Genomic DNA, 20,686 nt, shown 5'->3' on the forward strand with positions numbered 1-20,686 from the left:
GTGAGATGAAAGCGTTATCCAAACTGAAAGCGGAAGAAGGCATCTGGATGACCGACGTACCGGAACCGGAAGTCGGCCATAACGATCTGCTGATTAAAATCCGCAAGACCGCCATTTGCGGGACCGACGTGCACATCTACAACTGGGATGAGTGGTCGCAGAAGACTATTCCGGTACCGATGGTGGTCGGGCACGAATATGTCGGCGAAGTGGTGGGGATTGGCCAGGAAGTGCGCGGCTTTAAGATTGGCGACCGCGTCTCCGGCGAAGGGCATATCACCTGCGGCCACTGCCGTAACTGCCGCGCGGGCCGTACCCACCTGTGCCGCAACACCATCGGCGTGGGCGTCAACCGCCCGGGCTGCTTTGCCGAGTATCTGGTGATCCCGGCCTTTAACGCCTTTAAAATCCCCGACAATATCTCTGATGACCTGGCGTCTATCTTCGACCCGTTCGGCAACGCGGTGCACACTGCGCTCTCCTTCGATCTGGTGGGGGAAGACGTGCTGGTCTCCGGCGCCGGCCCGATCGGCGTGATGGCGGCGGCGGTGGCGAAACACGTCGGCGCGCGTAATGTGGTGATCACTGACGTTAACGAGTACCGTCTTGAGCTGGCGCGCAAAATGGGCGTCACTCGCGCGGTGAACGTGGCGAAAGAGAACCTCAATGACGTGATGGCCGAGCTGGGGATGACCGAAGGTTTCGACGTGGGCCTGGAGATGTCCGGCGCGCCGCCGGCGTTCCGCAGCATGCTGGATACCATGAACCACGGCGGTCGTATCGCGATGCTGGGTATTCCACCGTCAGATATGTCCATTGACTGGACCAAGGTCATCTTTAAGGGGCTGTTTATCAAAGGGATCTACGGCCGCGAGATGTTCGAAACCTGGTATAAGATGGCGGCGCTGATCCAGTCTGGTCTGGATCTTTCACCGATCATCACCCACCGCTTCGGCATTGACGACTTCCAGAAGGGTTTTGACGCCATGCGCTCCGGCCAGTCCGGTAAAGTGGTTCTGAGCTGGGAATAACGCCTCCGGTCTGTTGTAAAAACCAGCAAAAAAGGCGCCTGCGGGCGCCTTAATTTAGATTTGGATAACATTTTTAGCCTGCTTAATATCAAGCGCACAATTTCTACATCGATTTTACGGTTATTCGCTTATACAGTGTGTTTAGTCGCGGTTTAACTTTGTAACTATCATGCTTAAACTCTCCGTATGCTTACTGACCTGTAACTCTGCACGTCTGCTCATGGAGGTGCTGCCCCCGCTGCTGAGGGTGGCCGATGAGTGTATTGTCGTCGACTCCGGTAGCACCGACGAAACGGTCTCTATTTGTCAGCAGTTTGGTCTCACCGTCCATCACCATGCCTATAAAGCCCACGGCGCGCAGATGAACTATGCCATTGGGCTGGCCAGCCATGACTGGGTGCTGTGCATGGACAGCGATGAAATTCTTGATAACGACGTCGTGTCGGCCATTCAGGCGTTAAAAGCGGGGGAGGAGCCTGACCCGAGCTGCGCCTGGCGTTTGCCGCGCTACTGGTTTGTCCTCGGCAAGCAGGTGCGGACGATCTACCCCATTTCCTCGCCGGATTACCCGGTGCGCCTCTTTAACCGCCAGCAGGCGCGATTTAACGACCGGCCGGTGGATGACCAGGTGGTTGGACACGCGCGATCCGTCAGGCTGCCGGGCTTTGTACGCCATGACACCTTTTATTCGCTGCATGAAGTGTTTAATAAGCTGAACAGCTATACCACCCGGCTGGTGAAGCACCAGCAGATCAAACCTTCGCTGGCGCGGGGGATCGTCAGCGCGATTGGCGCTTTCTTTAAATGGTATCTGTTCAGCGGGGCGTGGCGCTATGGCAAAGTCGGCGTGGTCACCGGCCTGTACGCCACGTTTTATAGCTTTCTCAAATATTTTAAGGCGTGGTACGCCCACGAAGATAACCAGGCGCCCGTCGCGCAAAAGCGAACGGACCCCTGAGTGGTCTAGTTGCCGGGATTGTCCCAGCCCTGCCATTTGAGGCGATAGTACTGGACCAGCGCGCTCTGGCTGATGCTGTCGCTGAGGATAGTGAAGAAGCGGCTGGCGTTCACGGGCTCCAGCGGGCGCTTCGGCTTGCAATACTTCACGCCGTGGAACGGATTACGCGGCTTCTGCTGCTGCGGCGCCGTTTGTTGCGCGGGCGGCTGAGCGTAGTTTGGCGTCGAATTGTCGACCTGCGGCTCGTTGAGCAGGCTGCTCGGGCGCACCAGCGTGATATCCGGCGGCAGATTATAGACCATCTGCTGCAGCACCCGCACCGTCGTCGGATGCGGATGGCCAATGGCTATCGCCGAACCGTTACGCCGCGCCAGGGCGATGGCGCGGTTGAACTGGGTGCGGATATCGGCTTCATTCTGCGTATCGTCAAGAAACACCTTGCGCTTAATCACCTTCACCCCGGTGCCCTGCGCGGCGCGCATGGCCTGGGTATTGCCGATGGTCACGCTGTCGAGAAAATAGAGATTGTAGCGCTCCAGGGCCTGCATCACCTTCTGCATGCCAAACAGGTTGGAGGTCATCGCGCTGCCCATATGGTTATTCAGCCCGACGGCGTAGGGGACTTTGCCGTAAGCCTCGCGAATGATGCGCTCGATCTCCTCGCTGCTCATTTCGGGACGCAGGGTGTCTTTTTCCAGCGGCTGTTTGCTGAGCGGCGCCATCGGCAGGTGGATGAGCACTTCATGGCCCAGATTATGCGCTTTCGTGGCCATTTCCCGGGCGTGCGGCGCGTTCGGCAGCACGGCGACGGAGATAGTGGAAGGCAGCGCCAGCACCTGATTTTCGGTCTGCGGGCGGTAGCCAAAATCGTCAATAACGATGGAGAGTTTGCCAGCGAACGCTGGCGCCGCCAGAGCCAGCGAACCGGCTACGGCAAGAGCAATTGCGCGAAATTGAAGCAAAACTTATCTTCCCAACCACGGCTGTGGATTGACCGCCTGACCCTGGCGGCGAATTTCGAAATAGAGCGACGGACGGCCCTGACCGCCGCTGCTGCCTACGAGCGCGATAGGCTGACCGGCACGCACCTGCGTACCGACGCTGACCAGCGCGCTTTGGTTATAGCCATACAGGCTCATGTCGCCTTTGCCATGCTCGACCACCACCACCAGACCATAGCCCTGCAGCCAGTCGGCCAGAATGACCCGACCATCGGCAATGGCTCTGACTTCGGTGCCTTCAGACGCGGCGATAACCATCCCTTTCCAACGTAGTTCACCTTGCAGCTGTTCGCCATATCGATGAAGGAGCGGACCGCGAACCGGCCAGAACGCCTGACCGCGCGGCGAGCCCAGCCCGCCGGTGCGTGACATCAGCGAACGCTCGCTTTCCGTTGGTTTATAGGTGGTGCCTTTGCGCGATGCTTCCTGCTGGCGGTCGCGCACCGCCTGCGCATCGCGTGCTTCCCGATCGGCTCGGGCTTTGGCGGCAGCCTCCGCCTGGGCGATACGACCGCGTAGGCGCGATTCGTTAGCCCGCAATTCACTTAACTGTTGCTGACCTTGCTGAATGGAGGATTCCAGTCCGGAAAGGGTCTTTTTCCGTTCGTTACGCGCCTGCTCCAGCTTCGCCTGCTGAGCTTTTTGCTCGTAGACCAGCGTCTGCTGCTGGCTCTGCTTCTCTTCGAGCATCGACTTTTGCACCGCCATCTCTTCGCGCGTTTTCTTCAGTTCCGCGATGGTTTCCTGACGGGCCTGGTTGAAATAGCTGAAGTAGACCTGCATCCGCTGATTGCGCTGGCCCTCTTCACCGCTCAGCACCATCTGGATGCCGGTATGCGGCCCCTGGCGGAACGCGGCGTCAAGCTGCGCGGCGAGGTTACGCTCCTGAGACGCGCGCTGGCGCTCCAGCTTGGCGAGAGAGGCGTTCATTTCGTCAATCTGCTTATTGAGCTGGTTCAGGTTGTCCTGGGTTTCGCGCAGTTTGCGGGCCGCGGCGGCGATCGCTTCTTCCTGCGCTTTGAGCTGGGCGAGCAGGCTTGCGCGCTGCTGCTGCTGCTGCTTAATCGCCCGCTGCCTGGCGGCGATGTCGGCCTGGATGGACTTAAGCTGATCGCGATCGTCGGCGTGCGCAGATGACGCGCACAGTAATACGCCAGCGCTGAGCGCGCTGGCGTAAAGGACGGATCGAACTGCCGTTGCGATCCATGTAGTTGAATACGTCGCCTTTCCCCTCATGGGGAAGGATTATTCCACGATGAACAGCGGCTTGCCAGTCATCTCTTGCGGGATTTCCATTCCCATCAGCGACAGCATGGTTGGGGCGATGTCGGAAAGTTTGCCGCCATTGACCGCTTTAACCGCTTTGTTACCGACGTAGATCAGCGGAACCGGCAGGTTGGTGTGGGCGGTATGCGCCTGACCGGTGGCCGGGTCGCGCATCTGCTCGGCGTTACCGTGGTCGGCGGTGATCAGCAGCTGACCGCCAACGGATTCCACCGCCTGCGCCACCTGATCGATGCAGTGATCCAGCGCTTCAACGGCTTTTACGGCGGCTTCCATCACCCCGGTATGGCCAACCATATCGCCGTTCGGGTAGTTACAGATGATAGTGTCGTACTGGCCGCCTTTGATGGCCGCGACCAGTTTCTCGGTCAGCTCGGCGGAGCTCATTTCCGGCTGCAGATCGTAGGTCGCTACTTTCGGCGAATTAATCAGAATCCGCTCTTCGCCTTTGAACGGCTCTTCTACGCCGCCGTTGAAGAAGAAGGTGACGTGGGCGTATTTTTCAGTTTCGGAGATGCGCAGCTGGGTTTTATCGTGCTTGGCCATCCACTCGCCGAAGGTATTGGCCAGCGAGGCGGGCGGGTAGGCGCAGGCGACTTTGATGTCGGCGGCATATTCGGTGAGCATCACGAAGTCGAGGTTAACCACTTTCTTACGCGCAAAGCCGTCGAAGTCGGCGTTGACGAAGGCGCGGGTGATTTCGCGCGCGCGGTCAGCACGGAAGTTCATGAAGATCAGCGCATCGCCATCTTCCATCGCCGCATCGGCCTGGCCGGCGGCGCGGATCACGGTCGCTTTCACGAACTCGTCGTTTTCGTCACGGGCGTAGGCAGCCTGCAGACCGGCGACGGCGGTATCGGCCTGGAATTCGCCTTTCGCCAGGGTCATCAGGTCATAGGCCTGCTCAACGCGATCCCAGCGGTTGTCGCGGTCCATGGCGTAGTAGCGGCCGATGAGCGACGCGATGCGGCCTTTGCCCAGCGCGGCAAATTTGGCTTCGAATGTCGCCAGCGTTTTTTCCGCGCTGCGCGGCGGCGTATCACGGCCGTCGAGGAAGGCGTGCAGGTAGATCTTCTCAGCGCCGCGCTCTGCCGCCAGCTCCACCATCGCCATGATGTGATCTTCGTGGCTGTGGACGCCGCCTGGCGACATCAGACCCATGATATGTACCGCTTTGCCGGCGGCAACCGCTTTATCGACCGCGGCGGTCAGTACCGGGTTGGCGAAGAAGGTGCGTTCTTTAATTTCCACATCGAGACGGGTCAGGTCCTGATAGACGATACGACCGGCGCCCAGGTTGACGTGACCCACTTCGGAGTTCCCCATCTGACGGTCCGGCAGGCCAACTTCCAGGCCGGATGCATCGATCAGGGTATGCGGACATTTGGCCCACAGGGCGTCCATTACCGGCGTTTTAGCGCTGTAAATGGCGTTATCCTGTTGGTCTTCGCGATAGCCGTAGCCATCCAGAATCACCAGTACCATAGGTTTTTTAGTAACCGACATTGCGACAACCTCATGCTCAAAGACAGAAATTTTGCGTAATTTTACTACAGCTGAATCGTTTAAATCCCCGTGAAAGATCAAAGAAAGGGAGCGGCCAGTCCGCGGCGCGTCAGCGAGAACGGCTTTTTTTCGCCGCCGCCCGCAGAAAATACATTACATCGCGCTCACTGGCTGTAATTGCCGCAAGGCACAGGTATACTCCTTTCCTGGTTTTTTTCTCACTTAGTCGGGAGTTGTAACCCCCCATGCAAGAAATTATGCAATTCATCGGCCGTCACCCTGTTCTGAGCATCGCGTGGATCGCGCTGCTGGGGGCGGTGCTGTTCACCACCTTCAAGGGCCTGATGTCGAAAGTTAAAGTCATCACCCGTGGTGAAGCGACGCGTCTTATCAATAAAGAAGACGCGGTAGTGGTCGACCTGCGTCAGCGTGACGATTTCCGTAAAGGCCATATTGCCGGCGCCATCAACCTGCTGCCCAGCGATATCAAAGCGAATAACGTCGGCGAGTTGGAAAAACACAAATCGCAACCCATTATTGTGGTAGACGGTTCCGGCATGCAGGCGCAAGAGCCAGCCAACGCGCTGAACAAAGCCGGGTTTGAAAAAGTCTTTGTACTGAAAGAGGGCATTGCTGGCTGGAGCGGCGAAAACCTCCCTTTGGTACGCGGCAAATAACTTACCTCGCGTGGTGATGCCGCCGCGTTTTCCCCGTCGCGCCTGACGTGAGGGGAACACAGGCTGCGGCGTAAAACCCTCAGGGTAATAACAGGAGTGAAGTCATGGCCAATATTGAGATCTACACCAAAGCGACCTGCCCGTTCTGCATCCGCGCGAAAGCGCTGCTGAACAGCAAAGGCGTAACGTTCCATGAGTTGCCGATCGATGGCGATGCCGCGAAGCGTGAGGAGATGATCCAGCGCAGCGGACGGACGACGGTTCCGCAGATTTTTATTGATGCGCAGCACATTGGCGGCTGTGACGACTTGTATGCGCTTGATTCACGTGGTGGACTTGATCCCCTCTTGCGCTAATTTTTGCGCGCTTTCCCTGCCGGAAGCGCGTATTTAAGGACAACACGAAAGGGTTTTACTATGTCAGAACAAAACAGCACCGAAATGACCTTCCAGATCCAGCGTATCTATACCAAAGATATCTCTTTTGAAGCGCCGAACGCGCCGCAAGTTTTCCAGAAAGACTGGCAGCCGGAAGTTAAACTTGATCTGGATACCGCCTCCACCCAGCTGGCTGAAGGCGTTTATGAAGTGGTGCTGCGTGTAACCGTGACCGCCGCTCTGGGCGAAGAGACCGCGTTCCTCTGCGAAGTACAGCAGGGCGGTATTTTCTCCATCGACGGCATCGAAGGCACCCAGATGGCGCACTGCCTTGGCGCATACTGCCCGAACATTCTGTTCCCGTACGCGCGCGAGTGCATCACCAGCCTGGTTTCCCGCGGTACCTTCCCGCAACTTAACCTTGCGCCAGTGAACTTCGACGCGCTGTTTATGAACTATCTGCAGCAGCAGGCTGGCGAAGGTGCTGAACAACATCAGGATGCCTGATGAACGCACTTAATGCTGCAATGACTGTGATCGGTGCCGGCTCTTACGGCACCGCTCTTGCCATCACCCTGGCAAGAAATGGCCACCACGTTGTGCTCTGGGGCCATGACCCGAAACATATCGCGACGCTGCAACACGATCGCTGCAACGCCGCGTTCCTTCCCGATGTGCCTTTCCCGGATACGCTGCATCTTGAAAGCGACCTGGCCACCGCGCTGGCCGCCAGCCGCGATATTCTGGTGGTGGTGCCAAGCCATGTGTTTGGTCAGGTGTTACGCCAGATTCAACCGCTGATGCGTCCTGACGCGCGTCTGGTGTGGGCGACCAAAGGCCTTGAGGCCGAAACCGGTCGTCTGCTGCAGGACGTGGCGCGTGAAGCGCTGGGCGATGATATCCCGCTGGCGGTGATCTCCGGGCCAACCTTCGCCAAAGAGCTGGCCGCCGGCCTGCCGACGGCGATTTCGCTGGCGGCGACGGATCCGCAGTTTGCCGAGGATCTGCAGCACCTGCTGCACTGCGGCAAGAGCTTCCGCGTCTACATCAACCCGGACTTTATCGGCGTACAACTCGGCGGCGCGGTGAAAAACGTCATCGCCATCGGGGCGGGGATGTCGGACGGCATCGGCTTCGGCGCCAATGCGCGGACGGCGCTGATTACCCGTGGCCTGGTGGAAATGTCTCGCCTTGGCGCGGCGCTGGGCGCCGACCCGGAAACCTTTATGGGGATGGCCGGCCTCGGTGACCTGGTGCTCACCTGCACCGACAACCAGTCCCGTAACCGTCGCTTCGGCATGATGCTCGGCCAGGGGATGGACGTGCAAAGCGCCCAGGAAAAGATTGGCCAGGTGGTTGAAGGCTACCGCAATACCAAGGAAGTTCGCGTTCTGGCACAGCGTTTAGGTGTCGAAATGCCAATAACCGAGGAAATTTATCAGGTATTGTATTGCGGAAAAATTGCGCGCGAGGCAGCATTGACCTTATTGGGTCGCGCCCGCAAGGACGAGCGCAGCAGCAATTAGCTTTCCTTTGTCACCTGAATGACCCTGCCAGCGCAGAACTGGCAGGTCATTACCATATCGCCTGGAGTATGCAATGCCGTGTGAAGAACTGGATATCGTCTGGAATAATATTAAAGCCGAAGCCCGGGCTCTGGCTGACTGTGAGCCAATGCTCGCCAGTTTTTACCACGCAACGTTACTCAAGCATGAAAATCTGGGCAGCGCACTGAGCTATATGTTGGCCAACAAGCTGGCTTCCCCGATTATGCCGGCGATCGCCATTCGCGAAGTGGTGGAAGAAGCCTACGCCGCCGACCCGGAAATGATCGCCTCCGCCGCCTGCGATATTCAGGCGGTGCGCACGCGTGACCCGGCGGTGGATAAATACTCCACGCCGCTGCTCTATCTGAAGGGTTTCCATGCCCTGCAGGCCTATCGTATCGGCCACTGGCTGTGGACGCAGGGCCGGCGTGCGCTGGCGATTTTCCTGCAAAACCAGGTCTCCGTCTCTTTCCAGGTGGATATCCACCCGGCGGCGAAAATCGGCCGCGGGATCATGCTCGACCACGCCACCGGTATTGTGGTTGGCGAAACGGCGGTGATTGAGGATGACGTCTCTATTCTGCAGTCGGTCACCCTCGGCGGTACCGGTAAAACCAGCGGCGACCGTCACCCGAAAATTCGCGAAGGCGTGATGATTGGCGCCGGAGCGAAGATCCTCGGCAATATCGAAGTCGGGCGTGGGGCGAAGATTGGCGCCGGTTCGGTGGTATTGCAGCCGGTTCCGCCGCATACCACCGCCGCAGGTGTTCCTGCGCGCATCGTCGGCAAGCCGGAGAGCGATAAGCCGGCGATGGATATGGATCAGCATTTCAACGGTATTCACCACACTTTCGAGTACGGCGACGGGATTTAACGTCTTGCCCGGTGGCGCTGCGCTTACCGGGCCTACGATCTCATCCCGCCAGCCTGTCGCCCGGATAAGGCGCCGTGCGCTGCAATCCGGAATCGCTCAGGTTAGCTGCGCAGCACAGCGCCGGGATAGCCCAGCTGGCGCCAGGCTTCATACACCACCACCGACACCGCGTTTGACAGGTTCATGCTGCGGCTGTCCGGCATCATCGGAATCCGAATTTTCTGCTCCGGCGGCAGGGCATCAAGGATGCTCGCCGGCAGACCGCGGGTTTCCGGACCAAACATCAAGAAATCGCCATCCTGATAGCTCACCGCGCTGTGCGCCGGCGTACCTTTGGTGGTCAGGGCGAACAGACGCTGCGGCTGCGCGCTGGCGAGAAACGCCGCGTAATCGGCGTGGCGCTGCACGGCGGTGAACTCGTGATAGTCCAGTCCGGCGCGTCTCAGGCGCTTATCGTCCCAGGTGAAGCCCATGGGCTCAATGATATGCAGACTGAAGCCCGTGTTGGCGCACAGGCGGATAATATTCCCGGTGTTCGGCGGGATCTCTGGTTCGAATAACACGATGTTCAGCATACTGCCCCCTTAATTGCGGGGGGCAGAATAGCAGATATTTGGTCAACCCTCACCCCGGCCCTCTCCCTGAGGGAGAGGGGGAAAACCGGCGCCGGCCGGTGGGCCGGAGGACGCGGGTAAAAGGACTCACCCAACCTTCGGTACTTTACCTGGACGGAGGTTAAGGCGAACGCTACCGCTAGCCTGGCTGCCGGACGGTTCCCTCTCCCTGACGGAGAGGGTGAGGAGAGAGAGCACAACGGCGCAGCTTATGCCGCGTTATGCTGCTTCAGCGCATCGAAGGTCTGCAGCGCCTCCGCGTTCTGCACCAGCGAATCACGGCTAATGTCCGCGATGGTTTTCGCGCCGGTCAGGGTCATCGCCACCTTCATCTCTTTCTCGATTAGATTCAGCAGATTCGCCACCCCCTGCTTGCCATGGGTCGCCAGGGCGTACAGGTAAGCGCGGCCCAGCAGTACGCTGTCGGCGCCCAGGGCGATCATCCGCACGACGTCGAGACCGTTGCGGATGCCGCTGTCGGCGAGAATGGTAATGTCGCCTTTCACGGCGTCGGCAATTGCCGGCAGGGCGCGAGCGGAGGAGAGCACGCCGTCAAGCTGGCGGCCGCCGTGGTTGGAGACCACAATACCGTCGGCGCCAAAGCGCACCGCGTCGCGGGCGTCCTCCGGGTCGAGGATCCCTTTGATCACCATCGGACCGTCCCAGAAATCACGGATCCACTCGAGGTCTTTCCATGAAATCGATGGATCGAAGTTATTCGCCAGCCAGCCGATGTAATCCTCCAGGCCGGTCGGCTGGCCGAGATAGGCGGAGATATTCCCCAGATCGTGCGGACGGCCGTTGAGGCCAACGTCCCATGCCCACTGCGGATGGGTGACCGCCTGCCAGTAGCGGCGCAGGGCGGCGTTCGGGCCGCTCATGCCGGAATGGGCGTCGCGGTAACGGGCGCCGGGGGTCGGCATATCGACGGTAAAGACCAGCGTTGAACAACCCGCCGCCTTAGCGCGCTCCAGCGCATTGCGCATAAAGCCGCGGTCGCGCAGAACGTACAGCTGGAACCACATCGGCCGCTTGATGGTCGGGGCGACCTCTTCGATTGGGCAGACGGAAACGGTGGAGAGGGTAAACGGAATACCTTTGTCATCCGCTGCGCCGGCGGCCTGCACTTCGCCGCGGCGGGCGTACATCCCGCACAGCCCCACCGGCGCCAGCGCCGTCGGCATCGCCAGCTTCTCGTTGAAGAGGGTGGTCTCGAGGCTCAGGTCCGACATATTGCGCAGAATACGCTGGCGTAACGCCACGTCGGAGAGATCTTCCACGTTGCGGCGCAGGGTATGTTCGGCGTAAGCCCCGCCGTCGATATAGTGGAACAGGAAAGGCGGCAGGATACGCTGGGCGGCGGCGCGATAGTCGCTGGCGGCGGAAATAATCATCACGAATTCTCCCTGGAATTATCAATAGCATCGCCGGGCAGGCGGGTAATTCGCGCCTGGCGGGCCTGGTCTTCATCAAAACGTTTAATGGTGGCGTGGACAAAGCCTAAGTGGGCCATCATCGCCTGGCGCGCCGCCTCGGCGTCGCCGGCGACAATCGCCTCCATGACGGCCTGGTGCTGTTCGGTCAGGCGGGCAAATACCGGCGGCACCAGATACATACGCTGACGGCTCTGCTTGACGGAGGAGTGCAGCAGGTCGAAAAAGCCGCGCATGGTTTGCAGGAGCACCACGTTATGCGAGGCTTCGGCGATGGCCAGATGGAAGCGGACGTCCGCCTGCGAGGCGATATCCGGGTCTTCGCTCTGGGTCGCTTCAAAGCACAGGCGAATTTTTTCTTTATCAGCGTCGGTGGCCCGCATCGCCGCGTGCCACGCGGTGCTGGCTTCGATGGCGTGGCGGGCCTCGAGGATGTCGAAGCTGTAGTCAGGGTCATCGGCTAGTAGCGTCTTCAGCGGCTGGACGATGTTTTGCTCCGACCACGGTTCATGCTGAAAGCGGACGAAAGTGCCGCCGCCTCGACGGCTCAGCAGTACCCCTTCATTGACCAGCATCGCCAGCGCTTCGCGCAGGGAATTGCGCGAGACGCCGAGCTGAGCGGCGAGCTGACGCTCGGCGGGCAGTCGCATGCCCGCCTCCAGCTGTTGTTCTTCAATCAGCGCCCGGACGCGACGGGCTACATCGTCGGCCAGGCGTTTAGGCATCACTATCACGGGATCATCCAGGTTAAAACGTAGGCCTGCAGCGTGGTGATCAGGCCCACCATACAGGTGAAGATCAGGCTGTGTTTGACGGTAAAGCGGAACAGATCCGACTCTTTACCCACCAGGCCAACCGCGGCGCAGGCGATGGCGATCGACTGTGGGGAAATCATCTTGCCGGTGACGCCGCCGGTGGTATTGGCCGCGACCAGCAGGATATCGGAGACGCCAATCTGCTGCGCCGCCGTTGCCTGCAGCGCGGCGAACAGGGCGTTAGACGAGGTGTCCGAACCGGTCAGGAATACCCCCAGCCAGCCCAGGAACGGCGAGAAGAAGGTAAACGCGTGGCCGGTATGGGCCAGCGCCAGGGCCAGGGTTGACGACAGCCCGGAGTAGTTGGAGATAAAGGCGAACGCCAGCACCATGCCGATAGAGTAGATCGGCAGCGCCAGGTCCTTCAGCGTCCCGGCGAAGGTGGTCAGCGCGTCTTTCGGCTTCATACGCAGCCAGACGATGGACAGCAGGGCGGCGAACAGAATGGCGGTGCCGGTTGCCGACAGCCAGTCAAACTTATAGATGGCGGCGTAAGGCGTCGCGGCGCTGACCACCGGCGGCATGCGGGCGACCATTTTGTCGAGGAACGGCACCGAAAAATTGATGACGAAGTCATACATCGCGCCGCCCGGTGCGAACAGCGCTTTGAACGGCGGCACGCTCCACAGGGTTACGGTGGCGGTCAGGAACAGGAACGGCGACCAGGCGCGGATCACTTGTCCTGCGGTGTAGCGCGTGCGGGCCAGCGTCATATCCACCTGCGAGGCGCCGATGTCGCCAAAGCGGAAGATGCGCACCGGCTGCCAGCGTTTGAGGAACAGGGTCAGGCAGACCAGGGAGACCAGCGATGAGATGATGTCCGGCAGCTCCGGGCCAAGGAAGTTAGAGCTGAGGTACTGGGCGATAGCGAACGAGCCGCCTGCGACCATCACCGCCGGCCAGGTCTCTTTGATGCCCCGCCAGCCATCCATGATGGCCATGATCCAGAACAGCACGATAATGGTCAGGAACGGCAGCTGACGGCCCACCATCTGGCCGATGGCGAAGCTGTCGATACCGGTTACCTGGCCGGCCACCAGGATTGGGATGCCCATCGCGCCGAAGGCCACCGGCGCGGTGTTGACGATCAGGCACAGACCAGCCGCATACAGCGGGTTAAACCCGAGTCCGACCAGCAGCGCCGCGGTAATCGCCACCGGCGCGCCAAACCCCGCTGCCCCTTCGAGAAAGGCGCCGAACGAGAATCCGACGATCAGCATCTGCAGGCGTTGGTCAGGCGTAATTGACAGGATCGACGAGCGGATAATGTCGAACTGTCCGGTCTTCACCGAGATTTTATAGACAAAGACCGCGGCGATAATAATCCACGCGATGGGCCACAGTCCGTAGAAGAAGCCATACACTACCGAGGCCAGGGCGCGGTCCACCGGCATTTTATAGAACAGCAATGCGACGGCCAGGGCGATCGCAACGGTCCAGGTAGCGGCGAGATAGCCTTTCAGTTTGAGCTTAATCAGCGCAAAAAAGAAAAACAGAATCGGTAGCGATGCGATAAGACTGGATAACCAGATATTACCGGCGGGATCGTAGTTTTGTTGCCAGAGATTCATGCAGGGTCTCCATCGGGCCGCCAGGACGAGTGGGCTGAGTCTGCGCTCATTGCCGAATCCGTCTTAGGTAAAATTGGCCCGGCCAATTAGGGATAGCAGGGTTGATGACAACGAATGGTTAACCAGATGTTACTCTTAGGCAACGGGTTTGTGATGCATTTTGATGGATTTGTGAACTGCTGGGGGGTAGATGAATTTATTGGTTGGACCAATCTGCCAGCAGGGGACGAAAAAGGGTGGCGGTAGGACAGAATAACCCTCTCCGGACGGAGAGGGCTGGGGATTAGAATTCGCTGCGGGCGAAACCGGTCATCTCTTTCAGACCCATTTCCCGGCCCAGGGCGGTCATCGGATGGACGACTACCAGGCCGCGGACGCTTTTCTTCAGCTTGCCCATATCGGCCTGCTCTTTTTTGGTAATCGCGCGACGGAACGGCAGGCTCATCAGCTTTTGCGCCTCTTTGCTCAGCTTCTGGCTCTGGACGGAACGCAGACGTTCAATCTCCGTTTCCAGAGTGGCTTTTTCTTTTTCCAGCTCAGCGTATTTATCGGCGGCTTCCACCAGCGACAGCTCGGCCTGCTGGTGGCGGATGGCGTCGAGACGATCGCTCAGACGTTTGATTTCATTCTTTTCGACTTCTTTCATGGTGATTTGATCTGTTAATAAAGGGGCTTCATTCGCCTATAGTATGTGCCGTGACCGCTATTGTTGATAGCTATTTATCAAAAATTCGCCGTTAATCGCCGTCAGAATACGATACCTGAACCTGCTAATAATTTGAATTTTATTAATATTCTTTCTGATACCCGCTCTAATTTCATTTCTGTGAAGCCGGTCGGCAGATAAGCACGTTTTCCTTAACCCACGCCGGTGAATTGGCTAATGCTTAATCAGATTATTCCCAAAAGGAGGACGTGATGGCAAAGATCGGCGACGGCGTACCACGTTTAATCGACAAAGCGGTTGATTTTATGGCTTCCAGTCAGGCGTTTATGGAGTATTTGAAAAAGTCTCCGCGGCTGCAGCATGTACCGCGAGATATCCCGCAGGATAAGGAAGCGTTGTTTCTGCAGCGTCTGGAATATTATCGTCAGCTTTACCGGCCGACCTGCGACCAGACGGAGCCGGAATCAGAGCGTTGATTTCTGGAAGGCTTTTTTTAAGCTGATTCGTGAAATCAGCTCAGTCAGGGACAACACCATCGTTGAACGCACCATCTGCTGGTAACGCAGTTTCTGCATTGCCAGCAGTTCGGCGTCGCTGTCATCAAACTGCGGCGTTGGCGGCAGGGCGGCGACGCAGTGCAGTTCGCCGAACGGACCGATAATTTCGTCGTCGGTAAAGCTGTACTCATTGCCGTCGTGATTAAGCTCCTCGCGCAGGGCCATCAGCAGCTCGGCGTCTTCATATTCGGCACGACTTATCACCCCAAGGCCATAAATCAGCTTCAGGCGTACAGAGAGATCGCCGAGCGGCCCGCTGCCCTCCAGCAAGGGCTCGACGGCGTATTTCACCGCGTAGTCGTCTTTACGGAACACCTGAAGCACCAGAATATTGACCGCTTCCGTTAACAGCTCGACGGTGGCGATCAGGAAGCTTCGTACGGTTTTGCCAGCATTCAGACGCTCAAGCACACGGTTTTCAAATGCTTGTGTTTCTTCCATCATTGCCTGCATATCTGACAGGAGTCGTAATGGGCGCGACGTCGGTCGCGCCAGGTTGTGCATCATTTTACCGCGTTGTAGTCGTTAACGGCCTCCGCGACGACATCGCTTGCCGCGTCAAGGCCGGAAATCTGGGCCAGCGCGGCCTGCGGCCCCTTGTCGGCGATCAGCGCCGCCAGCTCCTGAGCCTGCGGATCGTCTTCGCTACGGAAATGCATCGCCGCCGCGATCCCTTTCACCAGGTTGCGGTGCGGCAGGCCGTATTCCAGTGTACCCAGCAGCGGCTTAATTAAACGGTCGCCGGCGCTCAGTTTGCGCAGCGGCTGACGGCCAACGCGCTCAACATCGTCTTTCAGGTACGGGTTCTCGAAACGGCCAAGAATTTTCTGGATATAAGCCGCGTGCTTCTGCGGGTCAAAGGCGTAGCGTTTGATCAGCACCGCGCCGCTCTCCTCCATCGCGCCCTGCACGACGGCCCGAATTTTCTCGTCGAGGATCGCATCGCGAATCGTCTGGTGGCCCGCCAGTTTTCCGAGGTAGGCGGTTATAGCATGCCCGGTGTTCAAGGTGAAGAGCTTGCGCTCGACAAATGCCATCAGGTTATCAGTTAATTCCATTCCCGGGATGGTCGGCAGTTCGCCCTTGAACTGGGTTTTATCGACGATCCATTCGCTGAAGGTTTCCACGGTGACTTCCAGCGGGTCATGGGTAGCGGACGCCGATGGCGGCACGATACGGTCAACGGCGGAGTCGACGAAGCCGATATGGGTTTCCACCCAGGCCTTATCTTCCTCCGCCAGGGCGTTAAATACGTGGCCTTTTAACTGCGTGGTGCCGCGCACCATATTTTCGCAGGCGATAATGTTCAGCGAGCGTTCGGTGCCCTGCGCTTTGCGCTTCGCCAGCCCTTTGGCGATGGCCGGGGCGATGCGCTCAAGGACCACGGGACCGACGGCAGTGGTCACCAGGTCGACGCTGGCGATCAGATCCACGACCTCGTCGCCAATGCTGCTGACGGCATTCACGCCGGAGACGGTATCCACCTGCTCATTTTCGCCAACGACGTGAACCTGGTAGCTATGACGGGCATTCAGGGCATCAAGTACGGTCTGATTAACATCGGCAAACGTCAGTTCGATGCCCGCGTCGGCCAGCAGTTTACCGATAAAGCCACGTCCGATATTACCTGCGCCAAAATGTAATGCTTTCATAGTATTAACCTTCAATTAATGTTTTTACCTGAGAGGGCTGGGGTGAGGCTTTTCCCCTCACCCAAACCCTCTCCAAAAAGGAGAGGGAATGGACCGGCTGTTTATTTATTCAGCAGCGCCAGTACGTCGTCGACGCTGGTGGTGTTCGCCAGTCGCTCAATCACCATTTCGTCATCCAGCGCGTTGGTCAGGCTGGTAATCACCTGAATGTGCTCGTTGTTGCGGGCGGCGATGCCGATCACCAGGCGGGCAACATCGTCTTCATCTTCCCCAAAGCGCACCCCTTCCGGGTACTGGCAGAAGACGACGCCGGTTTTCAGCACGCGGTCTTTCGCTTCGATGGTGCCGTGCGGCACCGCGATGGACTCGCCAAGATAGGTCGAGGTCAGTTTTTCGCGGTCCAGCATCGCCTGCACATATTCCGGCTCGACGTAGCCGCCTTTCACCAGTTGCTCGCCGGCGAAGCGGATGGCTTCTTCTTTTGTGGCCGCTTTGCGACCAAGGAAGATGTTATCCGCACCCAGCTTGAACAGGTTTTTGTCAGTATCATCAAAGCTGTCTTTCAGGCTATCAGTGACTTTGACTTCGTTGTCGATGTGGCGCTGGGCCGCCACCAGACGCTCGGTCAGGCTGGTGTAGAGACCGCTGTCGAGGAAGTTGGTCAGCGAAATATGCTGCGCCTGCGGTACCTGGCGCATGGCGCGCTCGGTCAGGTCGCGGTGGGTGATCACCAGGTCAACATCCGGCGGCAGATTATTGATCGCGCTGTTGGTGACCGAGATGTTGCTCAGGCCGGCATCCTGCACTTTCTTGCGTAGTACCCCGGCGCCCATGGCGCTGGAACCCATCCCGGCGTCGCAAGCGACGATGATTTTCCGCACATGGCTCAGGTCGTTGGTGACATTGCCTGCCGCCAGCGGGTTGGCGCCTTTTGATTGCGCCTTCATGTCATGCATACGACGCGTCGCGGCTTCGATATCGTCTTCTTCTTTGACTTTGCTGGTCTTCAGCAGAACCGCAGAGACCACGAAGGAGACCGCCATCGCGGCGATAATGGCTGCGATGTTCGCGAAGTAGGCTCCTTTCGGCGTCATCGCCAGCACCGCCAGGATAGAGCCCGGGGAAGCCGGAGAGACCAGACCGCCGTTGAGGATGGTCAGGGTGAAGACACCGGTCATCCCGCCGAGGATAACGGCCAGGATCAGACGCGGGTTCATCAGCACGTACGGGAAATAGATTTCATGGATACCACCCAGGAAGTGGATGATAGCCGCCCCGCCTGCAGACTGTTTAGCGCTGCCGCGGCCAAAGAACATGTACGCCAGCAGAACGCCCATCCCCGGACCCGGGTTCGCTTCAATCAGGAAGAAGATGGATTTACCCAGCTCGTGGGACTGCTGAATACCCAGCGGCGAGAAGATACCGTGGTTGATGGCGTTGTTAAGGAACAGGATTTTCGCCGGTTCCACGAAGATAGACGCCAGCGGCAGCATGTCGTGCGCCACCATGAAGTTAACGCCAGCCGCCAGAATTTTCGACAGAACTTCTACCGCCGGGCCGATGCCGAGGAAGGCAAGAATAGCGAGGATCATCCCGATGATGCCGGCGGAGAAGTTATTCACCAGCATTTCAAAACCGGATTTGATCTTACCGTCGACCCAGTTATCGAACTTCTTGATGCAGTAGCCGCCCAGCGGGCCGGCAATCATGGAGCCGAGGAACATCGGCATATCCGCGCCGACGATAACGCCCATGGTGGTGATCGCCCCGACCACGCCGCCACGTTCGCCGCCGACTAATTTACCGCCGGTGTAACCGATCAGCAGCGGCAGCAGGTAGGTGATCATCGGACCGACCAGCTTCGCCAGCGTTTCGTTTGGCAACCACCCTGTCGGAATGAAAAGCGCGGTGATGATACCCCACGCGATAAACGCGCCGATATTCGGCATCACCATATTGCTGAGAAAACGACCAAAGCTTTGCACTTTGATCTTGATATCGGATGACATAAAACACCCCTTCTTCTGTTTTGCGTATCGCGCAGGCTAAAAGCCCGAGGTTTGTTGTTAATGTGGCGGCAGAGGTAGCCGGGCCCTGATTGATAGTGCGAAATCTGGCACTGAATCGTTTAGCTGTCCAGCCAACGCCTTTTTATGTGATGTAGATCACATGAATATAGGGTGCGCGGTGGGTTTTGTAGTGATTGTGATCACATAATTGCTGTGTAAAAAAACAACAGACCGTCGTTTTTGCCGCTAATCTGCGATTTTGTGTGATATTTATCACAATTTTGTTTCGTGTTTTTGTTGTTTGTTTGTGATTTTGATCACAAAGAATTTCGCGGTGGATTTTCGCCGCTGTGATCTCGGCCCGGTTTTGCGGCCAGGGCGAGGTGGCTGTGTAACTAAGCAACCATGTTGGTTAAATAACTTTTTTCCACCGGATGGCAAAAATGAAAGGGGTGAATTATGCTCAAATCAGCGGCCCGGATGTCAGTGGGGCGTGAATAAAATTTATATAAATTATTAGCGTAAAGCCGAGGGAATTATGTTTCTCAATTATTTTGCGCTGGGTGTTCTGATCTTCGTTTTTCTGGTCATTTTTTATGGGATTATCGTTATTCACGATATTCCTTATTTGATTGCCAAAAAACGCAACCACCCCCATTCCGATGCTATTCATGTCGCCGGATGGGTCAGTCTTTTTACTCTCCATGTCATCTGGCCGTTTTTATGGATATGGGCCACGCTGTACCAACCTGAGCGCGGCTGGGGCATGCAGCATAAGGCGAATACGGACCCCGACGAACCTGAAAAAGAAAGCGATATACAACAGCTTCGCCAACGACTGAGCGACCTTGAACATCAGGTGGCGGCCATCCAGCGGCCACAGTCCACCTCTGCGGCGGAGAAATAAACTATGGATCTGTTGATAATTTTGACCTACGTGGCTATCGCCTGGTCGATATTTAAAATTTTCAAAATACCGGTAAATAAATGGACAGTTCCCACCGCGGCGCTGGGGGGCGTATTTATTGTTAGCGCGCTTATTTTATTAATGAACTATAACCACCCTTACACCTTTCTGGCGCAAAAGGCGGTGATATCTATTCCTATCACGCCGCAGGTTACCGGAGTAGTTGACAGCGTCACCGACAAAGCGAATCAGCGCGTCGAAAAGGGCGAGGTGTTATTTACCATTGACCCGGCGCGCTACCAGGCGCGGGTCGATCGCCTGCAGGCCGACCTGGTGACAGCGCTGCACAGTATTAACACCCTCAAGGCGCAGCTCTCTGAAGCCCAGGCCAACACCACCCGCGTGTCGGCGGAACGCGATCGCTTATACAAGGACTATCAGCGCTACCTGAAAGGGAGCCAGGCGCGGGTGAACCCGTTCTCGGAAAGCGACATCGATAACACCCGGCAGAATTATCTGGCTCAGGACGCGCTGGTCAAGGCGTCGGTAGCGGAACAGGCGCAGATCCAGAGCCAGCTGGATAGCATGATCAACGGCGAGCAGTCGCAGGTGGTTAGCCTGCGCGCCCAGCTGGCGGAGGCGAAGTACAATCTCGACCAGACTACCGTGCGGGCGCCCAGCGATGGGTATATCACTCAAGTGTTGATCCGTCCGGGGACCTACGCTGCCTCGCTGCCGCTGCGGCCGGTGATGGTGTTTATCCCTGAGCAAAAAAGGCTGATCGTCGCCCAGTTCAGGCAAAATTCGCTGTTAAGGCTGGAGAAGGGCGACGACGCGGAAGCGGTGTTTAATGCCCTGCCCGGACAGGTATTCCACGGCAAACTGGTGAGCATTTTACCGGTGGTGCCGGGGGGAACCTATCAGGCGCAGGGGGCGTTGCAGTCGCTGACCGTGACGCCGGGCAGCGATGGCGTGCTGGCGACCATTGAGCTCGATCCGAATGCCGAAATCGATGCACTACCCGATGGCATCTATGCGCAGGTGGCGGTCTACTCCGACCATTTCGCCCACGTTTCGGTGATGCGTAAAGTGCTGCTGCGCATGACCAGTTGGATGCACTACCTCTATCTCGACCATTAATGCGATCGGCGGCAGGTTGAGCGGGATGCTCACCTGCCTTTTACCTCGCCCTGAGCCATACTCATA

21 protein-coding genes are annotated in these 20,686 nt (G+C 58.0%); 10 read left to right on the plus strand and 11 right to left on the minus strand.

The window, feature by feature from the left end:
* Nucleotides 1–5 precede the first annotated feature (5 nt).
* Both tdh and ACQUTP_RS15645 read left to right on the plus strand, forming a co-directional pair.
* On the plus strand, nt 6–1,031 hold the full coding sequence (tdh, locus tag ACQUTP_RS15640; protein ID WP_004205051.1) for an L-threonine 3-dehydrogenase: 1,026 nt from the start codon (nt 6–8) through the stop codon (nt 1,029–1,031).
* A gap of 169 nt (nt 1,032–1,200) precedes the next feature.
* A complete protein-coding gene (locus ACQUTP_RS15645) occupies nt 1,201–1,989 on the plus strand; it encodes a glycosyltransferase family 2 protein (protein ID WP_032456729.1) in 789 nt (262 codons plus the stop codon).
* Between the two features lie 5 nt (nt 1,990–1,994).
* Here the strand turns inward: ACQUTP_RS15645 and ACQUTP_RS15650 are convergent, their stop codons facing one another.
* Genes ACQUTP_RS15650 through gpmM form a run of 3 tightly spaced genes read right to left on the minus strand, consistent with a single transcriptional unit; the run spans nt 1,995 to nt 5,780 of the window.
* Entirely contained in the window at nt 1,995–2,951 is a 957-nt protein-coding gene (locus tag ACQUTP_RS15650) for a divergent polysaccharide deacetylase family protein (protein WP_004205049.1), read from the minus strand.
* Between the two features lie 3 nt (nt 2,952–2,954).
* On the minus strand, nt 2,955–4,226 hold the full coding sequence (gene envC / locus ACQUTP_RS15655) for a murein hydrolase activator EnvC (protein WP_004205048.1): 1,272 nt from the start codon (nt 4,224–4,226) through the stop codon (nt 2,955–2,957).
* A 9-nt stretch (nt 4,227–4,235) separates the two neighbouring features.
* Nucleotides 4,236–5,780, minus strand: coding sequence for a 2,3-bisphosphoglycerate-independent phosphoglycerate mutase (gpmM, locus tag ACQUTP_RS15660; protein ID WP_004205047.1), 1,545 nt, complete (start codon nt 5,778–5,780; stop codon nt 4,236–4,238).
* A 245-nt stretch (nt 5,781–6,025) separates the two neighbouring features.
* Between gpmM and ACQUTP_RS15665 the strand changes: the two genes are divergently transcribed.
* The 5 genes from ACQUTP_RS15665 (at nt 6,026) to cysE (ending at nt 9,255) form a co-directional block, all read left to right on the plus strand.
* Nucleotides 6,026–6,457 carry a rhodanese-like domain-containing protein gene (locus tag ACQUTP_RS15665; protein WP_004205046.1) on the plus strand — a complete coding sequence of 144 codons (432 nt, stop codon included), beginning with the start codon at nt 6,026–6,028 and terminating at the stop codon, nt 6,455–6,457.
* A gap of 104 nt (nt 6,458–6,561) precedes the next feature.
* Nucleotides 6,562–6,813, plus strand: coding sequence for a glutaredoxin 3 (gene grxC, locus ACQUTP_RS15670; protein WP_002922429.1), 252 nt, complete (start codon nt 6,562–6,564; stop codon nt 6,811–6,813).
* 60 nt (nt 6,814–6,873) lie between these two features.
* Entirely contained in the window at nt 6,874–7,341 is a 468-nt protein-coding gene (gene secB, locus ACQUTP_RS15675; protein ID WP_002922428.1) for a protein-export chaperone SecB, read from the plus strand.
* A complete protein-coding gene (gene gpsA / locus ACQUTP_RS15680) occupies nt 7,341–8,360 on the plus strand; it encodes an NAD(P)H-dependent glycerol-3-phosphate dehydrogenase (protein ID WP_285756167.1) in 1,020 nt (339 codons plus the stop codon). The genes secB and gpsA overlap by 1 nt, the downstream gene beginning before the upstream one ends.
* A gap of 73 nt (nt 8,361–8,433) precedes the next feature.
* Nucleotides 8,434–9,255 carry a serine O-acetyltransferase gene (gene cysE / locus ACQUTP_RS15685; RefSeq protein WP_002922426.1) on the plus strand — a complete coding sequence of 274 codons (822 nt, stop codon included), beginning with the start codon at nt 8,434–8,436 and terminating at the stop codon, nt 9,253–9,255.
* 101 nt (nt 9,256–9,356) lie between these two features.
* Here the strand turns inward: cysE and trmL are convergent, their stop codons facing one another.
* The 5 genes from trmL to ACQUTP_RS15710 all read right to left on the minus strand — a co-directional run bounded on the left by trmL (nt 9,357) and on the right by ACQUTP_RS15710 (nt 14,334).
* Complete coding sequence (gene trmL, locus ACQUTP_RS15690) at nt 9,357–9,830, minus strand: tRNA (uridine(34)/cytosine(34)/5-carboxymethylaminomethyluridine(34)-2'-O)-methyltransferase TrmL (protein WP_004205043.1); 474 nt, start codon at nt 9,828–9,830, stop codon at nt 9,357–9,359.
* 248 nt (nt 9,831–10,078) lie between these two features.
* Nucleotides 10,079–11,263, minus strand: a complete 1,185-nt coding sequence (gene lldD / locus ACQUTP_RS15695) for an FMN-dependent L-lactate dehydrogenase LldD (RefSeq protein WP_004205042.1) — start codon at nt 11,261–11,263, stop codon at nt 10,079–10,081.
* Nucleotides 11,263–12,036 carry a transcriptional regulator LldR gene (lldR, locus tag ACQUTP_RS15700; protein WP_004205041.1) on the minus strand — a complete coding sequence of 258 codons (774 nt, stop codon included), beginning with the start codon at nt 12,034–12,036 and terminating at the stop codon, nt 11,263–11,265. Before lldR ends, lldD begins: the two co-directional genes overlap by 1 nt.
* Nucleotides 12,033–13,688 (minus strand): L-lactate permease, encoded by a 1,656-nt coding sequence (gene lldP, locus ACQUTP_RS15705; RefSeq protein ID WP_004205040.1) that lies wholly within the window; start codon nt 13,686–13,688, stop codon nt 12,033–12,035. The genes lldR and lldP overlap by 4 nt, the downstream gene beginning before the upstream one ends.
* A gap of 283 nt (nt 13,689–13,971) precedes the next feature.
* Nucleotides 13,972–14,334 carry a YibL family ribosome-associated protein gene (locus tag ACQUTP_RS15710; protein WP_002922410.1) on the minus strand — a complete coding sequence of 121 codons (363 nt, stop codon included), beginning with the start codon at nt 14,332–14,334 and terminating at the stop codon, nt 13,972–13,974.
* A 272-nt stretch (nt 14,335–14,606) separates the two neighbouring features.
* Between ACQUTP_RS15710 and ACQUTP_RS15715 the strand changes: the two genes are divergently transcribed.
* Nucleotides 14,607–14,831 (plus strand): hypothetical protein, encoded by a 225-nt coding sequence (locus ACQUTP_RS15715; protein WP_002922402.1) that lies wholly within the window; start codon nt 14,607–14,609, stop codon nt 14,829–14,831.
* Here the strand turns inward: ACQUTP_RS15715 and mtlR are convergent.
* From mtlR to mtlA, 3 genes are all read right to left on the minus strand, one after another.
* Nucleotides 14,820–15,416 (minus strand): mannitol operon repressor MtlR, encoded by a 597-nt coding sequence (gene mtlR / locus ACQUTP_RS15720; protein WP_002922401.1) that lies wholly within the window; start codon nt 15,414–15,416, stop codon nt 14,820–14,822. The two genes, ACQUTP_RS15715 and mtlR, sit on opposite strands and share 12 nt — an antisense overlap.
* A complete protein-coding gene (gene mtlD, locus ACQUTP_RS15725) occupies nt 15,416–16,564 on the minus strand; it encodes a mannitol-1-phosphate 5-dehydrogenase (RefSeq protein ID WP_053809869.1) in 1,149 nt (382 codons plus the stop codon). Before mtlD ends, mtlR begins: the two co-directional genes overlap by 1 nt.
* Nucleotides 16,565–16,665: 101 nt before the next feature.
* Nucleotides 16,666–18,573, minus strand: a complete 1,908-nt coding sequence (mtlA, locus tag ACQUTP_RS15730) for a PTS mannitol transporter subunit IICBA (RefSeq protein ID WP_096833886.1) — start codon at nt 18,571–18,573, stop codon at nt 16,666–16,668.
* A gap of 538 nt (nt 18,574–19,111) precedes the next feature.
* Between mtlA and ACQUTP_RS15735 the strand changes: the two genes are divergently transcribed.
* Entirely contained in the window at nt 19,112–19,480 is a 369-nt protein-coding gene (locus ACQUTP_RS15735; protein WP_004205035.1) for a DUF3302 domain-containing protein, read from the plus strand.
* Between the two features lie 3 nt (nt 19,481–19,483).
* The gene (locus tag ACQUTP_RS15740; RefSeq protein WP_096833887.1) at nt 19,484–20,620 is read left to right on the plus strand and encodes an HlyD family secretion protein; all 1,137 of its coding nucleotides are present in this window, start codon (nt 19,484–19,486) and stop codon (nt 20,618–20,620) included.
* Nucleotides 20,621–20,686 lie beyond the last annotated feature (66 nt).

The organism is Klebsiella sp. 2-CIP_Kleb. (assembly GCF_050378715.1).
GTDB classification, from domain to species: domain Bacteria; phylum Pseudomonadota; class Gammaproteobacteria; order Enterobacterales; family Enterobacteriaceae; genus Klebsiella; species Klebsiella quasipneumoniae.

Excerpts from the sequence above, each read along its gene's own strand:
- mtlR (WP_002922401.1), bottom strand. The coding sequence starts at position 15,416 with ATGCACAACCTGGCGCGACCGACGTCGCGCCCATTACGACTCCTGTCA.
- secB (WP_002922428.1), top strand. The coding sequence starts at position 6,874 with ATGTCAGAACAAAACAGCACCGAAATGACCTTCCAGATCCAGCGTATC.
- trmL (WP_004205043.1), bottom strand. The coding sequence starts at position 9,830 with ATGCTGAACATCGTGTTATTCGAACCAGAGATCCCGCCGAACACCGGG.
- grxC (WP_002922429.1), top strand. The coding sequence starts at position 6,562 with ATGGCCAATATTGAGATCTACACCAAAGCGACCTGCCCGTTCTGCATC.
- mtlA (WP_096833886.1), bottom strand. The coding sequence starts at position 18,573 with ATGTCATCCGATATCAAGATCAAAGTGCAAAGCTTTGGTCGTTTTCTC.
- lldD (WP_004205042.1), bottom strand. The coding sequence starts at position 11,263 with ATGATTATTTCCGCCGCCAGCGACTATCGCGCCGCCGCCCAGCGTATC.
- gpmM (WP_004205047.1), bottom strand. The coding sequence starts at position 5,780 with ATGTCGGTTACTAAAAAACCTATGGTACTGGTGATTCTGGATGGCTAC.
- ACQUTP_RS15710 (WP_002922410.1), bottom strand. The coding sequence starts at position 14,334 with ATGAAAGAAGTCGAAAAGAATGAAATCAAACGTCTGAGCGATCGTCTC.
- ACQUTP_RS15715 (WP_002922402.1), top strand. The coding sequence starts at position 14,607 with ATGGCAAAGATCGGCGACGGCGTACCACGTTTAATCGACAAAGCGGTT.
- gpsA (WP_285756167.1), top strand. The coding sequence starts at position 7,341 with ATGAACGCACTTAATGCTGCAATGACTGTGATCGGTGCCGGCTCTTAC.
- cysE (WP_002922426.1), top strand. The coding sequence starts at position 8,434 with ATGCCGTGTGAAGAACTGGATATCGTCTGGAATAATATTAAAGCCGAA.
- tdh (WP_004205051.1), top strand. The coding sequence starts at position 6 with ATGAAAGCGTTATCCAAACTGAAAGCGGAAGAAGGCATCTGGATGACC.
- ACQUTP_RS15740 (WP_096833887.1), top strand. The coding sequence starts at position 19,484 with ATGGATCTGTTGATAATTTTGACCTACGTGGCTATCGCCTGGTCGATA.
- ACQUTP_RS15645 (WP_032456729.1), top strand. The coding sequence starts at position 1,201 with ATGCTTAAACTCTCCGTATGCTTACTGACCTGTAACTCTGCACGTCTG.
- ACQUTP_RS15665 (WP_004205046.1), top strand. The coding sequence starts at position 6,026 with ATGCAAGAAATTATGCAATTCATCGGCCGTCACCCTGTTCTGAGCATC.
- ACQUTP_RS15735 (WP_004205035.1), top strand. The coding sequence starts at position 19,112 with ATGTTTCTCAATTATTTTGCGCTGGGTGTTCTGATCTTCGTTTTTCTG.
- lldP (WP_004205040.1), bottom strand. The coding sequence starts at position 13,688 with ATGAATCTCTGGCAACAAAACTACGATCCCGCCGGTAATATCTGGTTA.
- envC (WP_004205048.1), bottom strand. The coding sequence starts at position 4,226 with ATGAGGGGAAAGGCGACGTATTCAACTACATGGATCGCAACGGCAGTT.
- mtlD (WP_053809869.1), bottom strand. The coding sequence starts at position 16,564 with ATGAAAGCATTACATTTTGGCGCAGGTAATATCGGACGTGGCTTTATC.